This is a genomic window from Nocardiopsis tropica (genome assembly GCF_042660575.1).
GTDB lineage: Bacteria > Actinomycetota > Actinomycetes > Streptosporangiales > Streptosporangiaceae > Nocardiopsis > Nocardiopsis tropica.
Genome location: NZ_JBHSUF010000007.1, coordinates 220,737 through 234,871, shown reverse-complemented (window position 1 = coordinate 234,871; position 14,135 = coordinate 220,737). Strand labels below are relative to the sequence as shown.

14 protein-coding genes are annotated in these 14,135 nt (G+C 70.8%); all 14 read left to right on the top strand.

Going from position 1 to position 14,135, the window contains the following annotated elements:
- The first annotated feature begins 197 nt into the window (after window positions 1-197).
- The 14 genes from ACFQBR_RS13605 to nuoK all read left to right on the top strand — a co-directional run bounded on the left by ACFQBR_RS13605 (window position 198) and on the right by nuoK (window position 14,122).
- Window positions 198-581 (top strand): hypothetical protein, encoded by a 384-nt coding sequence (locus ACFQBR_RS13605; RefSeq protein ID WP_267946795.1) that lies wholly within the window; start codon window positions 198-200, stop codon window positions 579-581.
- Window positions 582-708: 127 nt separating this feature from the next.
- Entirely contained in the window at window positions 709-1,419 is a 711-nt protein-coding gene (locus ACFQBR_RS13600; protein ID WP_267946794.1) for a demethylmenaquinone methyltransferase, read from the top strand.
- Window positions 1,420-1,848: 429 nt separating this feature from the next.
- Window positions 1,849-3,153 carry a geranylgeranyl reductase family protein gene (locus ACFQBR_RS13595; protein WP_267946793.1) on the top strand — a complete coding sequence of 435 codons (1,305 nt, stop codon included), beginning with the start codon at window positions 1,849-1,851 and terminating at the stop codon, window positions 3,151-3,153.
- 201 nt (window positions 3,154-3,354) lie between these two features.
- Entirely contained in the window at window positions 3,355-3,714 is a 360-nt protein-coding gene (locus ACFQBR_RS13590; RefSeq protein WP_267946792.1) for an NADH-quinone oxidoreductase subunit A, read from the top strand.
- A 67-nt stretch (window positions 3,715-3,781) separates the two neighbouring features.
- Entirely contained in the window at window positions 3,782-4,327 is a 546-nt protein-coding gene (locus ACFQBR_RS13585) for a NuoB/complex I 20 kDa subunit family protein (protein ID WP_344177191.1), read from the top strand.
- 1 nt (window position 4,328) lies between these two features.
- Window positions 4,329-5,060, top strand: a complete 732-nt coding sequence (locus ACFQBR_RS13580) for an NADH-quinone oxidoreductase subunit C (protein ID WP_344177193.1) — start codon at window positions 4,329-4,331, stop codon at window positions 5,058-5,060.
- A gap of 43 nt (window positions 5,061-5,103) precedes the next feature.
- Window positions 5,104-6,399, top strand: coding sequence for an NADH-quinone oxidoreductase subunit D (locus ACFQBR_RS13575; protein WP_267946789.1), 1,296 nt, complete (start codon window positions 5,104-5,106; stop codon window positions 6,397-6,399).
- The gene (gene nuoE / locus ACFQBR_RS13570) at window positions 6,396-7,148 is read left to right on the top strand and encodes an NADH-quinone oxidoreductase subunit NuoE (protein WP_344177196.1); all 753 of its coding nucleotides are present in this window, start codon (window positions 6,396-6,398) and stop codon (window positions 7,146-7,148) included. The genes ACFQBR_RS13575 and nuoE overlap by 4 nt, the downstream gene beginning before the upstream one ends.
- Window positions 7,145-8,464 (top strand): NADH-quinone oxidoreductase subunit NuoF, encoded by a 1,320-nt coding sequence (gene nuoF, locus ACFQBR_RS13565; RefSeq protein WP_344177199.1) that lies wholly within the window; start codon window positions 7,145-7,147, stop codon window positions 8,462-8,464. Before nuoE ends, nuoF begins: the two co-directional genes overlap by 4 nt.
- Window positions 8,461-10,941: an NADH-quinone oxidoreductase subunit G gene (locus ACFQBR_RS13560; protein ID WP_267946786.1), complete on the top strand. Its 2,481-nt coding sequence runs from the start codon at window positions 8,461-8,463 to the stop codon at window positions 10,939-10,941. Before nuoF ends, ACFQBR_RS13560 begins: the two co-directional genes overlap by 4 nt.
- A complete protein-coding gene (gene nuoH, locus ACFQBR_RS13555; RefSeq protein ID WP_267946785.1) occupies window positions 10,938-12,305 on the top strand; it encodes an NADH-quinone oxidoreductase subunit NuoH in 1,368 nt (455 codons plus the stop codon). The genes ACFQBR_RS13560 and nuoH overlap by 4 nt, the downstream gene beginning before the upstream one ends.
- Window positions 12,298-12,849: an NADH-quinone oxidoreductase subunit NuoI gene (gene nuoI / locus ACFQBR_RS13550; protein WP_267946784.1), complete on the top strand. Its 552-nt coding sequence runs from the start codon at window positions 12,298-12,300 to the stop codon at window positions 12,847-12,849. Before nuoH ends, nuoI begins: the two co-directional genes overlap by 8 nt.
- Window positions 12,846-13,835 carry an NADH-quinone oxidoreductase subunit J gene (locus ACFQBR_RS13545; RefSeq protein ID WP_378553487.1) on the top strand — a complete coding sequence of 330 codons (990 nt, stop codon included), beginning with the start codon at window positions 12,846-12,848 and terminating at the stop codon, window positions 13,833-13,835. The genes nuoI and ACFQBR_RS13545 overlap by 4 nt, the downstream gene beginning before the upstream one ends.
- Window positions 13,823-14,122, top strand: coding sequence for an NADH-quinone oxidoreductase subunit NuoK (gene nuoK, locus ACFQBR_RS13540; RefSeq protein WP_013156051.1), 300 nt, complete (start codon window positions 13,823-13,825; stop codon window positions 14,120-14,122). Before ACFQBR_RS13545 ends, nuoK begins: the two co-directional genes overlap by 13 nt.
- Window positions 14,123-14,135 lie beyond the last annotated feature (13 nt).

The following is a 14,135-nucleotide window of genomic DNA, read 5'->3' as shown; positions in this document are numbered from 1 at the left end:
GGGCAGAAATGGCCTTCCGGAATGCGCTTGGAAGTACGGCCGAATTCCACCGAGCCGATACCGGGGTCCGGCCCCGGGACCCCGCCGCGCGGCCGTGACGCGACGGCCCGCCCGCGCCGGATAATCGGTGGCGCGCACCGCCGGGCCACGGCAGGGTGTTCCGTCCGAGACCCTCGCGGACGGAGCACGGTTCACCTATGGACGACACCGGGAAACTGTTCGTGGACGAGGAGTCGCAGAAGCTCGTCACCGACCTCGTGGCCGCGGTCCCCTGGCTGGAGGAGGACTACGAGTGCCACGTCGATCTCGACGGCGGCCCGCTCCCCCACGTCTTCTTCTGGGACGTCACCCGGGCGGTGGTCGCGTCGTTCCTCTCCGACGGGAGCCACGGCCTGGACTGGGAGGGGGTCCTCGGCTTCCTGGAGGAGCAGAGCGCGCGCGGGGTCCCCGAGGTGGACGTGGTGATCGGCACGTCGTTCCTCTACTCCCTTCCGTGGCCGGGGCAGCCCGGATACGCCCTGGTCGGGCACCTCGGCCCGGTCATGGCCGAGAGGTTCGGGCGGATCCGGCCGGACGGCTGACGGAGCCGGGCCGCGGGCGCCGGGCCGGGGGCCGGCGGAAGGGGCCGGGGCGCGGCGGCGGGAGGCACGGCGCGGGCGGGGCGGGGGAGCGGTACGGCCGCACGGGGCGCACCCTTAGTCTTGTGCCATGACCCGCGCGAAGCTCGACAAGAAGCCCCAGGACGTCGCGGCGATGTTCGATGGCATCGCCGAAAACTACGACCTCGTCAACGACGTCATCTCGCTGGGACAGGACAGGATCTGGCGGAAGGCCGTCGTCAACGCCGTCGAGGCCTACAGCGGAGAGCTGGTCCTCGACCTCGCCGCGGGCACCGGCACCTCCTCGGAGTCCTTCGTGAAGAAGGGCGCGCGCGTCATCGCGTGCGACTTCTCCCTGGGCATGCTCACCACGGGCGCCAAGCGCCGGGGCGGCGCCTCCACCGGCGGCGTGACCTTCGTGGCGGGCGACGCCCTCAGCCTCCCCTTCGCCGACGAGACCTTCGACGCGGTCACGATCTCCTTCGGCCTGCGCAACGTCAGCGACGTGGACCAGGCACTGCGGGAGCTGCTGCGGGTGACCAAGGTCGGCGGCCGGCTGGTCATCTGCGAGTTCAGCCACATCCCGGTGGAGTTCGTGGACAAGCTCTACTCCACCTACCTGATGGCCGCCCTGCCCAAGATCGCGGGCGCGGTGTCCGGCCGGGGCGAGTCCTACGACTACCTGTCGGAGTCGATCATGGCCTGGCCCAAGCAGGCCGACCTCGCCCGCGACCTCCAGGACGCGGGCTGGTCCAGGGTCGCCTGGCGCAACCTGTCGACGGGCATCGTCGCCCTGCACCGCGGTTTCCGGGACAAGTAGAAACCGACATAGCGCCCAGAAAGCTCGATACTTCTTTTATAGCTAATAAGCACGCAAAACCCGGAGAACAGGGCGTTCTCCGGGTTTTTTGTGTTGCCACTGGGCCCCCTGGGGTGTCGGAAACAATCATGAGCTGCACCTTTGTCAGAAGGTGATGCCTTTAGGTGTCCAGTGGGGCTATCTGGGAGCAATATCCCGTTTGGGGATAACACGTCTAGCGCGCCCCCCGGGGGTCGCCTCGCGGTGCGTAAGGGTCTAGACTGCGGAAAAGAGCCTTGTGAAGTGCTTCACAAGGCCACGAGGCGCAGGACACATGGCCACATACCGGACATGTTGGAAGTCCCACAACACCCATACCATCCCCCGTGAGCGGGTCGTCCCCGCACTGGCCCGCCACGGTGCACCGCGCGAGCAGTCGAGGACCCACCCGTGAGCGAGACAGCCACCTCCTCTCCCAGAGGCCGGGAGCGGACCGAGTACGACGCCGACGTCATCGTCGTCGGCGCCGGCCCCTCCGGCTCAACCACCGCCTACTACCTCGCCCAGGCGGGACTCGACGTCCTGCTCCTGGAGAAGACCGCCTTCCCCCGGGAGAAGGTCTGCGGCGACGGACTGACCCCCAGGGCGGTGAAGCAGCTCACCGCCATGGGGATCACCTTCGAGGACGAGGGGTGGATCAAGAACCACGGCCTGCGCATCGTCGGCGCCGGCGTCCGCCTCGAACTCCCCTGGCCCGACCTGGCCGCCTACCCCGGTTTCGGACTCGTCCGCACCCGGCTCGACTTCGACCAGATCCTGGTCGACCGCGCGGTGTCCGCCGGCGCCAAACTCCTGGAGCGGACCAACGTCACCGGCCCCCTCATGGACGAGCGCAGCAACCGCATCGTCGGGGTCCACGCCAAGGACGCCGACCGCGAGCCCGTGACCTTCCGGGCCCCGCTGGTCGTGGCCGCCGACGGCAACTCCTCCCGGCTGTCCGTCGCCATGGGCATCCGCAAGCGCGACGACCGCCCCATGGGCGTGGCCGTGCGCACCTACTTCGAGAGCCCCCGCCACAAGGACGACTACCTGGAGTCCTGGCTGGAGCTGTGGGACAGGAGCGGCGACAAGGACGTCCTCCTGCCCGGCTACGGCTGGGTCTTCGGCGTCGGCGACGGCACCAGCAACGTCGGCCTGGGCATCCTCAACTCCACCGCCTCCTTCCAGGACGTGGACTACCGCAAGCTCCTGCGCCGCTGGACCGAGTCCATGCCCGAGGAGTGGGGCTTCACCGAGGACAACCAGAAGGGCGCCATCCGCGGCGCCGCCCTGCCCATGGGCTTCAACCGCGTCCCGCACTACTCGCGCGGGCTCATGCTCGTCGGCGACGCCGGCGGCATGGTCAACCCCTTCAACGGCGAGGGCATCGCCTACGCCATGGAGGCCGGGAACATCGCCGCCGACGTCATCGTGCAGGCGCACGGGCGGCCCACCCAGCAGACCCGCGAGCGGACCCTGCTGAGCTACCCCGACGTGCTCGCCGACACCTACGGCGGCTACTACACGCTCGGGCGCTACTTCGTGAAGGTCATCGGCCAGCCCGAGTTCATGAAGTACGCGACCAAGTACGGCCTGCGCCAGCGCACGCTCATGAAGTTCGCGCTGAAGATGCTCGCCAACCTCACCGATCCCACGCAGGGCGACGCCATGGACAGGGTCATCAACGGCCTGACCAGGATCGCCCCCGCGGCCTAGCCGCTCCGCGGGCCGGGCGGCCCCGATCCCCGGAGCCGCCCGCCCGCCCCGGGGAACCGGGCGCGGAGCACTGGGACAACACGGCCGGGCGGTCGGGTCCGGCGCCACAACAGGACAGCACGGGACGACCGAAGAGATGAGCTAGTGAAAGCAATCACAAGCATGCGCGAGCGTGCCGACCAGCCAGAAGGAGGGTGACCCGTGGAGCTCTACACACCGATATTCGTGCTCGGCGGGATCGGCGCCGCGTTCGTGGTGGTGTCGATGGTGGCCGGGGCGGTCATGGGCCCCAAGCGCTACAACCGGGCCAAGATGCAGGCCTACGAATGCGGCATCGAGCCGACCCCGCAGCCCGCGGGCGGCGGCCGCTTCACCGTCAAGTACTACATGACGGCCATGATGTTCATCATCTTCGACATCGAGATCATCTTCCTCATCCCCTGGGCCGTCCACTTCGACGCCCTCGGCTGGTTCGGACTGGTCGCGATCGTCCTCTTCCTGGTGAACGTCTCCATCGCCTACGCCTACGAGTGGCGCCGCGGAGGCCTCGAATGGGACTGACGACCACCGCGCGCCCCGCCCAGACCCGGCAGCCCGCCCAGCCCAGCCCGGAGGAGGTCCGCAGCTGATGGGACTCGAAGAGAAACTCCCCAGCGGAATCGCGCTCACGACCGTCGAGCAGGTCGTGGGCCTGGCCCGCAAGAGCTCCATGTGGCCCGCCACGTTCGGGCTCGCCTGCTGCGCCATCGAGATGATGGCCGTCGGCGGCCCCCACTACGACCTGGCCCGGTTCGGCATGGAGAAGTTCGGCGCCACCCCGCGCCAGGCCGACCTCATGGTCGTCGCCGGACGCGTCAGCCAGAAGATGGCCCCCGTCCTGCGCCAGATCTACGACCAGATGCCCGAGCCCAAGTGGGTCATCGCGATGGGCGTGTGCGCCTCCAGCGGCGGCATGTTCAACAACTACGCGATCGTGCAGGGCGTGGACCACGTCGTCCCGGTCGACATCTACCTGCCGGGCTGCCCGCCCAGGCCGGAGATGTTCCTCGACGCCGTGCTCAAGCTGCACGACAAGGTCCAGAACACCAAGCTCGGCGCCCACCGGGAGCTGGAGATCACCGAGATCGAGGAGCGGATGCTCCGCCGGTCGCTGCCCGTGGTGACGAGGGACTGACATGAGCGAGAAAGAGCGCAACGAGGAAGCCGCCGACCTGCCCGAGAAGCAGGGACGCGAGCGGCTGGCCGCCCCGGTCAAGCGGACCGGCATGTTCGGCGGCTCCACCGGGGGCGACACCTCCGGCTTCGGGGGCCTCCAGGTCAGGGGGAGCGCTCCCGCGAACAGCCCGCGCCCCTACACCGACCCCGACGACCCGCGCACCGCGGACTTCGACAGGGTGGCCGACGACCTGGAGGCCGCCCTGGGCGAGGACGCCGGAGCGGTGGAGCGCGTCGAGGTCGCCCTCGGGGAACTCACCTTCCACGTGCGCCGCGAGGCGCTCCTGGAACTGGCGCGCGTGCTGCGCGACGACCCGGCCCTGCGCTACGAGCTGTGCACGGGGGTGACAGGCGTGCACTTCCCCGACGACACCGGCCGGGAACTGCGCGCGGTCTACCACTTCCGCTCCATCAGCCACAACAGCGAGATCCGCGTCGTCACCACCTGCCCCGACGCCGACCCGCACGTGCCGTCGATCGTGTCGGTCTACCCGACCAACGACTGGCACGAGCGCGAGGCCTGGGACTTCTTCGGCATCGTCTTCGACGGCCACCCCGCGCTGACCCGCATCCAGATGCCGGACGACTGGCGCGGCCACCCGCAGCGCAAGGACTACCCGCTGGGCGGCATCCCCGTCGAGTACCGGGGAGCCACCGTGCCCCCGCCGGACGAGCGGAGGTCCTACACGTGACCGCCAGCACCCACAGCCACTCAGCCACGAAGGGAGGCACGGCATGACCGTCACCGAGGACTACATCGACGCCTCCGGCGGGGACTGGGACGACGTCATCGAGAAGGCGCAGGCCACCAGCGCCGAACGCCTCGTCGTCAACATGGGCCCCCAGCACCCGTCCACCCACGGCGTCCTCCGCCTGATCCTCACCCTGGACGGTGAGACCTGCACCGAGGCACGCGTCGCCATCGGCTACCTGCACACCGGTATCGAGAAGAACATGGAGTACCGGACGTGGACGCAGGGCACCACGTTCGTCACCCGCATGGACTACCTGACGCCGCTCTTCAACGAGACGGCGTACTGCCTGGCGGTCGAGAAGCTGCTCGGCATCACCGAGCGCGTCCCCGAGCGCGCCAGCGTCATCCGCGTGATGATGATGGAGCTCAACCGGATGGCCTCCCACTTCGTGGCGATGGCGACGTTCGGCATGGAACTCGGCGCGACCACGGTCATGACCAACGGGTTCCGTGAGCGCGAGATGATCCTGGACATCTTCGAGCTGGTCACCGGCCTGAGGATGAACCACGCCTACGTCCGCCCCGGCGGCGTGGCGCAGGACCTGCCGCCCGGCGCGGTCGGCCAGGTCCGGGAGCTGCTCAAGGAGATGCCCAAGCGCATCCAGATCATGCGCAAGCTCCTGGACGAGAACCCCGTCTACCTCGCCCGCACCAAGGACGTCGCCTACCTCAACCTGCCCGGCTGCATGGCGCTCGGCGTCACCGGGCCGCTGCTGCGCGCCTCCGGACTCGCGTTCGACCTGCGCAAGTCCAAGCCCTACTGCGGCTACGAGGGCTACGAGTTCGACGTCCCCGTCTCCGACGGCGGCGACGTGTACGCCCGCTACCGGGTGCGCATCGCCGAGATGGAGGAGAGCCTGAAGATCATCGAGCAGTGCCTGGACAAGCTCGGTCCCGGCCCGGTGATGATCCAGGACGCCAAGATCGGCTGGCCCGCCAAGCTGGCCCTCGGCCCCGACGGGCTGGGCAACTCGCCCGACCACATCGCGCACATCATGAGCAGCTCCATGGAAGCCCTGATCCACCACTTCAAGCTGGTCACCGAGGGCTTCCGGGTGCCCGCCGGCCAGGCCTACGCGGCCGTCGAGAGCGCCAAGGGCGAACTCGGCTGCTACGCCGTCAGCGACGGGGGCACCCGCCCCCACCGCGTGCACTTCCGCGACCCCTCGTTCACGCACCTCCAGGCCGTCGCCGCCATGTGCGAGGGCGGCACGGTGGCGGACGTGATCGCGGCCGTGGCCAGTATCGACCCGGTGATGGGAGGCGTGGACCGGTGAACCAGAACGACACCACACCCGACAGCGCGGACAGCGCGCAGGTCGTGCGCGAGAGGTTCCCCGACGAGGTCACGGCCCGTCTGGAACCGGACGCCAAGGAGATCATCGCCCGCTACCCCCGGCAGCGCTCCGCCCTGCTCCCCCTGCTGCACCTGGTGCAGTCCGAGGAGGGGCACGTGAGCACGGCCGGGATGCGCTTCTGCGCCGACCAGCTCGGCATCACCCTCGCCGAGGTCAACGCGGTCGCCACGTTCTACACCATGTACCGCCGCCGCCCCGGCGGCGACTACCAGGTGGGCGTGTGCACCAACACCCTGTGCGCCGTCATGGGGGGCGACGAGATCTTCGCGTCCCTCAAGGACCACCTCGGGGTCGGCCACAACGGGACCACCGAGGACGGCAAGGTCACGCTGGAGCACCTGGAGTGCAACGCGGCCTGCGACTTCGCCCCCGTCGTGATGGTCAACTGGGAGTTCTTCGACAACCAGACGCCCGACACCGCCAAGCGGCTGGTCGACGACCTGCGGCTCGGCAACGACGTCGCCCCCACGCGCGGCCCCGCGAGCCTGTGCACCTGGAAGCAGGCCTCCCGCGTGCTCGCCGGGTTCGACGACGGCCGCGCCGGCGAGGGCGTCCAGGCGGCGGGCGCCTCGCTCGCCGGACTCGACGTGGCCCGGCGCAACGGCTGGACCGCGCCCGACCCCGCGAACCTTCCCGCCCGCGACCAGGGTGAGGAGGGCGCCAAATGACCACCCTGACCCCGATCCTGTCCCGCAACTGGGACCGCACCGACTCCTTCACCCTCGACGGGTACCAGGCCACCGGCGGCTACGACGCGCTGCGCAAGGCCCTGGCCATGGAACCCGACGCCATCGTGGACCTGGTCAAGCAGTCCGGCCTGCGCGGCCGCGGCGGCGCCGGGTTCCCCACCGGGATGAAGTGGGGGTTCCTGCCCAAGGACAACCCCAACCCGCGCTACCTCGTCGTCAACGCCGACGAGTCCGAGCCGGGCACCTGCAAGGACATCCCGCTCATGCTCGCCAACCCGCACGTGCTGGTGGAGGGCGTGGCGATCGCGTCGTACGCGATCAAGTCCAACCAGGCCTTCATCTACGTGCGCGGCGAGGTCGTCCACGTCATCCGCCGCCTGCGCAAGGCCGTCGCCGACGCCTACGAGGCCGGACTGCTCGGCCGGGACATCCTCGGCAGCGGCTTCGACCTCGACGTCGTCGTCCACGCCGGGGCGGGCGCCTACATCTGCGGCGAGGAGACCGCCCTCCTGGACTCCCTGGAGGGCTACCGGGGCCAGCCCCGGCTCAAGCCGCCGTTCCCCGCCGTGGCCGGGCTCTACGCCTCGCCCACCGTGGTCAACAACGTCGAGTCCATCGCCAGCGTCCCCGGCATCGTCGCCAACGGCGCCGAGTGGTTCACGTCCATGGGCACCGAGAAGTCCGCCGGCTTCGGCTTCTTCTCCCTGTCCGGGCACGTCACCCGGCCCGGCCAGTACGAGGCGCCGCTCGGGATCACCCTGCGCGAGCTCCTCGACATGGCCGGAGGGGTGCGGGCCGGGCACAGCCTCAAGTTCTGGACCCCCGGCGGCTCCTCCACGCCCATCTTCACCGACCAGCACCTGGACACCCCGCTCGACTTCGAGTCGGTCGGGGCGGCCGGGTCCATGCTCGGCACCCGCGCGCTCCAGGTCTTCGACGAGACCACCTGCGTGGTCCGCGCCGTCGGCCGGTGGATCGCCTTCTACGCGCACGAGTCCTGCGGCAAGTGCACGCCCTGCCGCGAGGGCAACTACTGGATGGTCCAGGTCCTGGACCGCATCGAGCGCGGCGAGGGCACCGAGGCCGACCTCGACAAGCTCCTCGACATCTGCGACAACCTGCTCGGCCGCTCGTTCTGCGCCCTCGGCGACGGAGCGACCAGCCCGGTCATGTCCTCCATCAAGCACTTCCGCCAGGAGTACATCGACCACGTCGAACAGGGCGGCTGCCCGTTCGACCACGCCAAGTCCACCCTGTGGGGCGACCGCCCGGCCGCGACGGGAGGAAACCAGTGACCGTCACCTCCAACTCCTCCGGCGGATCGGCGCCGGCGCCGCCGCCCGAGGACCTGATCACCGTCACCATCGACGGGTTCCGGATCCAGGTGCCCAAGGGCACCCTCCTGATCCGGGCCGCCGAACTCCTCGGCATCCAGATCCCGAGGTTCTGCGACCACCCGCTCCTCGACCCGGTCGGCGCCTGCCGCCAGTGCCTGGTCGAGATCCCCGACATGGGCAACGGCCGCGGCATGCCCAAGCCGCAGGCCTCCTGCACCATCACCGTCATGGAGGGGATGGTGGTCAACACCCACCTCACCTCCCCGGTGGCGGAGAAGGCCCAGCGCGGGATCATGGAGTTCCTGCTCATCAACCACCCGCTGGACTGCCCGGTCTGCGACAAGGGCGGCGAGTGCCCCCTCCAGAACCAGGCCGTGTCCACGGGGCGGGGCGAGACGCGCTTCGTCGACGTCAAGCGCACCTTCCCCAAGCCGATCCCGCTGTCCACCGGGGTGCTGCTCGACCGGGAGCGCTGCATCCAGTGCGCCCGCTGCACCCGGTTCGCCGCGCAGATCGCCGGGGACCCGCTCATCGAGCTGATGGAGCGCGGGGCCCAGGAGCAGGTCGGCATCGCCGACGGCGAGGCCTTCAACTCCTACTTCAGCGGCAACACCGTGCAGATCTGCCCGGTGGGCGCCCTGACCGGCTCCGCCTACCGGTTCCGGTCACGGCCCTTCGACCTGGTCTCCACCCCCAGCGTGTGCGAGCACTGCGCCGGGGGCTGCGCCCAGCGCACCGACCACCGCCGGGGCAAGGTCACCCGCCGCCTGGCCGGGGACGACCCGCAGGTCAACGAGGAGTGGAACTGCGACAAGGGCCGGTGGGCGTTCACCTACGCCACCCAGCCCGACCGCCTCACCCGCCCCCTCGTCCGCGACGAGGAGACCAAGGCCCTGGAGTTCGCGTCCTGGTCCGAGGCGATCACCCTCGCCGGGCAGGGCCTGGCCGCCGCGCGCGGCCGGGTCGGCGTGCTCACCGGGGGCCGCCTCACCTACGAGGACGCCTACGCCTACGCCAAGTTCGCGCGGGTCGCCCTCGGCACCAACGACGTGGACATGCGCGCGCGCGACCACTCCGAGGAGGAGGCCGCGTTCCTGGCCGCCCACGTCGCGGGAACCCCCGTCGGCGTGGACTTCACCGCCCTGGAGAAGGCGCCCGCCGTGCTCCTGGCCGGGTTCGAGCCGGAGGACGAGTCGCCCTCCACGTTCCTGCGCCTGCGCAAGGGCGCCCGCAAGCGCAAGCTGAAGGTCTTCTCGGTCGCCTCGCACGCCAGCCTGGGCCTGACCAAGACCGACGGCACGCTCGTCCGCGCCGTGCCCGGCGACGAGGGCCGCGTCCTCAACGCCCTCGACGTCGACCACCCCGAGGTCGTGGAGGCCATCGGTCAGGAGGGCGCGGTCATCGCCGTCGGGGAGCGGCTCGCCGCCGTCCCCGGAGCGCTCACCGCCGCCGCCGCCCTGTCCCGCCGCACCGGGGCCCGGCTCGTCTGGGTGCCGCGCCGGGCCGGGGAGCGCGGCGCCGTCGACGCCGGAGCGCTGCCGGGCCTGCTGCCCGGCGGACGCCCCGTGGCCGACCCCGCCGCACGCGCCGAGGTCGCCCGCGCCTGGAACGTCGGGTCCCTGCCCGAGCGCCCGGGCCGCGACACCGCCGCGATCATCGCCGCCGCCGCGGCCGGGGAGCTCGACGCCCTGGTCGTCGCCGGGGTCGAGCTGGACGACCTGCCCGACCCGGACGCCGCCCGCGCGGCCCTGGCCAGGGTGCCGTTCATCGTCAGCCTCGAACTGCGCGCGAGCGAGGTCACCGACCGCGCCGACGTGGTCCTCCCCGTCGCCGCCGTCGCGGAGAAGTCCGGCACCTTCGTCAACTGGGAGGGCCGCCACCGGCCCTTCGGTGACGCGCTCAAGGTCCCCGGAGCCCTCTCCGACCTGCGGGTCCTCTCCGCCGTCGCGGACGGCATGGACGTGCACCTCGGCCTGCCCGACGCCGCGTCCGCCTACCGCGAACTGCTCGAACTGGGCCTGTGGACGGGGAACCGGCCCTCCGGCCCCTCCACCCGGCCGGTCGCCGTCCCCGAGCCGGAGGCCGGGCAGGCCGTCCTGTCCACCTGGCGGCAGCTGCTCGGCACCGGGCGCATGGAGGACGGCGAGCCGTTCCTCGCCGGCACCGCCAGGCCGCCCCGCGCCTACCTGTCCAGGACCACCGCGGACGAGGTCGGGGTCCCCGACGGCGGGATGCTCGGCGTCACCGGCGCACACGGCTCCGTCACCGTCCCGGTCGTCGTCGCCGACATCGCCGACCGCGTCGTCTGGCTCCCGGCCAACGCCCGCGGCTGCGTCGTCCGACGCGACCTCGGCAGCGGCGCCGGGGACACGGTCATCCTGTCCGCGCCCGAATCCGCGGGCGCGTCCCACCACACCGCCGGGAGGCAGCAGTGAGCCCCGCCGTCCACACGGGCGTCCTCCAGCTCGCCTCGGAGGAGACCCTGGGCGCCTTCGGCAACGACCCGTGGTGGATCACCACGATCAAGGCCCTGGCGATCTTCGTCTTCCTCATGCTCTGCGTGCTGATGATGATCATGGCCGACCGCAAGGTCATGGGCCGCATGCAGCAGCGCCACGGACCCAACCGGATGGGCCCCTTCGGCCTCCTCCAGTCCCTGTTCGACGGCATCAAGCTCTCCCTCAAGGAGGACCTGATCCCGCGCGGGGTGGACCGGTTCGTCTACATCGCCGCGCCGATGATCGCGGCCGTGCCCGCGTTCATCGCGTTCTCGGTCATCCCGATCGGGCCCGAGGTGAACATGTTCGGGGTCACCACCCCGCTCCAGCTCACCGACCTGCCCATCGCCGCCCTGGTCGTCCTGGCCACCGCGGCGCTCGGCGTGTACGGGTTCGTGCTCGGCGGCTGGGCGTCCCAGTCGCCGTACGCCCTGCTCGGCGGCCTGCGGGCCTCCGCCCAGGTGATCAGCTACGAGATCGCGATGGGCCTGTCCTTCGTCGCGGTCTTCATCATGTCCGGCACCCTCACCACGTCGGGGATCGTCGAGTCCCAGCGCGGGCTCTGGTTCGCCGTGCTGCTCCTGCCGTCCTTCCTCATCTACCTGGTGACGATGGTCGGCGAGACCAACCGGCTGCCCTTCGACCTCGCGGAGGGCGAGGGCGAGATCGTCGGCGGCTTCATGACCGAGTACGGGTCCATGAAGTTCACGATGTTCTTCCTCGCGGAGTACGTGAACATGTGCACGGTCGCGGCCGTGTCCGTCACGCTCTTCCTCGGCGGCTGGCTCGCCCCGCCCGGGGTCAGCGCGATCCTGCCCGGCGCCAACGAGGGCTGGTGGCCCGCCCTGTGGTGGCTGCTCAAGTTCCTGTGCGTCATGTTCCTGTTCATCTGGGCGCGCGGCAGCCTCCCCCGGGTGCGCTACGACCAGCTGATGAAGCTCGGCTGGAAGGTGCTCATCCCCATCCAGCTGGTGTGGATCACCGCCGTCGCCGTCGTCCGGATGCTCGTCCTGGACGGCGCGTCGCCGATCGTCATCGGCCTCGTGGTCGCCGGGTTCTCCGCCGCGACGATCGGGGCGTTCGCCGCCTGGGCGCGCTCCGCCCGCCGCGAACGCGCCGAGGAGGCGCGCCTGCGGGCCGAGAGCCGGCGCCGCGCCCACAAGGATCCCGCCTTCGGCGGGTTCCCGGTGCCGCCGAGCACCGCCCCGCACTACGGCAGCAGCGTGCTCGCCGAACCGCCGCGGACGGCCCCGGTCGCCGCCGAGAGCAACAAGAAGGGTGAGGAGGTTTCCGGTGCTTGAGTGGCTCAACCCCGTCAAAGGATTCGGCGTCACCTTCCACACCATGTTCAAGAAGGTGCCGACGGTCGAATACCCGGAGGTCAAGCGCCCCACGGCGCCGCGCTTCCACGGCCGACACCAGCTGAACAGGTGGGCCGACGGCCTGGAGAAGTGCATCGGGTGCGAACTGTGCGCCTGGGCCTGCCCGGCCGACGCCATCTACGTGGAGGCCGGTGACAACAGCGACGACGACAGGTACTCGCCCGGCGAGCGCTACGGCCGCATCTACCAGATCAACTACCTGCGCTGCATCCTGTGCGGGCTGTGCGTGGAGGCGTGCCCCACGCGCGCCCTCACGATGACCAACGAGTACGAGCTGGCCGACACCAGCAGGCAGAGCCTGATCTGGACGAAGGAGCAGCTGCTCGCCCCCCTCAAGGAGGGCATGGAGCAGCCGCCCCACCCGATGCGCCTCGGCGACACCGAGCAGGACTACTACGCCACCGGGCGCGGCCAGCACGGGACGCAGGGCGCCCCGGCGGAGAGCGCGGAGGGGGTCCGTTGAACCCGCTCTCCACGACCCACCACGGCGTCAACGTCCCGCTCGACGCGCCCGTGGACGCCCCGCTGTACCTCGCCGCGCCCATCACGGGCGGGGAGGCCACCGCGTTCTGGATCCTCGGCGCGGTCGTCCTCCTGGGCGCCCTCGGCGTGGTCTTCTCGCGCAAGGCCGTCCACTCGGCCATGTCCATGGCGCTGACCATGGTCGGCCTGGCCATCTTCTACGGCATCAACGCGGCGCCGTTCCTGATGGTCGTCCAGATCGTCGTCTACACCGGCGCCGTCCTCATGCTGTTCCTGTTCGTGCTGATGCTCATCGGCGTCAGCTCGGCCGACTCCCTCGTGGAGACGCTCAGCGGACAGCGGATCATGACCGCCGTCGTCGCGCTCGCCTTCGTGGGCGCCCTGGCCACCGGCATCACCCGCATCTCCGTGGGCGACCCGGTCGGGCTGGGCGCCGGGGCGGCGGCCGCCGGGGGCACCATCCCGTGGATCGCGGGCGAGCTGCTCCTGCGCTACGTGGTCGCCTTCGAGGCCACCGGCGCGCTGCTCATCACCGCCGTCCTCGGCGCCATGGTGCTCGCGCACACCGCCCGCACGAAGAAGCGGCGCACCCAGCGGGAGATCTCCGAGGACCGCATCCGCGGCGACCACCCGACCCCGCTGCCCGGACCGGGCACCTACGCCCGGCACAACGCGATCGACATGCCCGCGCTGCTGCCGGACGGCACGGTCTCCAAGCTCTCCCTCAACCCGGTGCTCACCGCCCGCGACCCCGAGTACCAGTCGCGGGTGCCCGCCGACGTCCGCACCGGCAGTCCCGCGCTGCCCGGCGGGGCCTCGGACCCGGCCTCCGCCAAGGAGGGCGAGCCCGTCTCCGACACCGGCGAGGGCCCCGGCGGCGACCCGGACGACGGCGCCGACGGGACCGGCGGCACCGAGAACAGCAACGGCAACGGGCAGGAGGTCGAGTCCTCGTGGACCCGATGAACTACATCGTCCTCGCGGCGCTGCTGTTCACCATCGGCGCCGTCGGCGTACTCGTCCGGCGCAACGCGATCATCGTCTTCATGTGCGTGGAGCTCATGCTCAACGCCTGCAACCTGGCGTTCGTCGCGTTCGCCCGGATGCACGGGGACATCGAGGGCCAGGTCATCGCGTTCTTCGTGATGGTCGTCGCCGCCGCCGAGGTGGTGGTCGGCCTCGCGATCATCATGCAGATCTTCCGAACCCGCAGGTCCGCGTCGCTCGATGACGCGAACCTGCTCAAGCACTAGAAGGCGACGTGGC

Coding starts and splice junctions, on each gene's coding strand:
- ACFQBR_RS13605 (WP_267946795.1), top strand. CDS start 198: ATGGACGACACCGGGAAACTGTTCGTGGACGAGGAGTCGCAGAAGCTC.
- ACFQBR_RS13600 (WP_267946794.1), top strand. CDS start 709: ATGACCCGCGCGAAGCTCGACAAGAAGCCCCAGGACGTCGCGGCGATG.
- ACFQBR_RS13585 (WP_344177191.1), top strand. CDS start 3,782: ATGGGACTCGAAGAGAAACTCCCCAGCGGAATCGCGCTCACGACCGTC.
- ACFQBR_RS13580 (WP_344177193.1), top strand. CDS start 4,329: ATGAGCGAGAAAGAGCGCAACGAGGAAGCCGCCGACCTGCCCGAGAAG.
- ACFQBR_RS13575 (WP_267946789.1), top strand. CDS start 5,104: ATGACCGTCACCGAGGACTACATCGACGCCTCCGGCGGGGACTGGGAC.
- nuoF (WP_344177199.1), top strand. CDS start 7,145: ATGACCACCCTGACCCCGATCCTGTCCCGCAACTGGGACCGCACCGAC.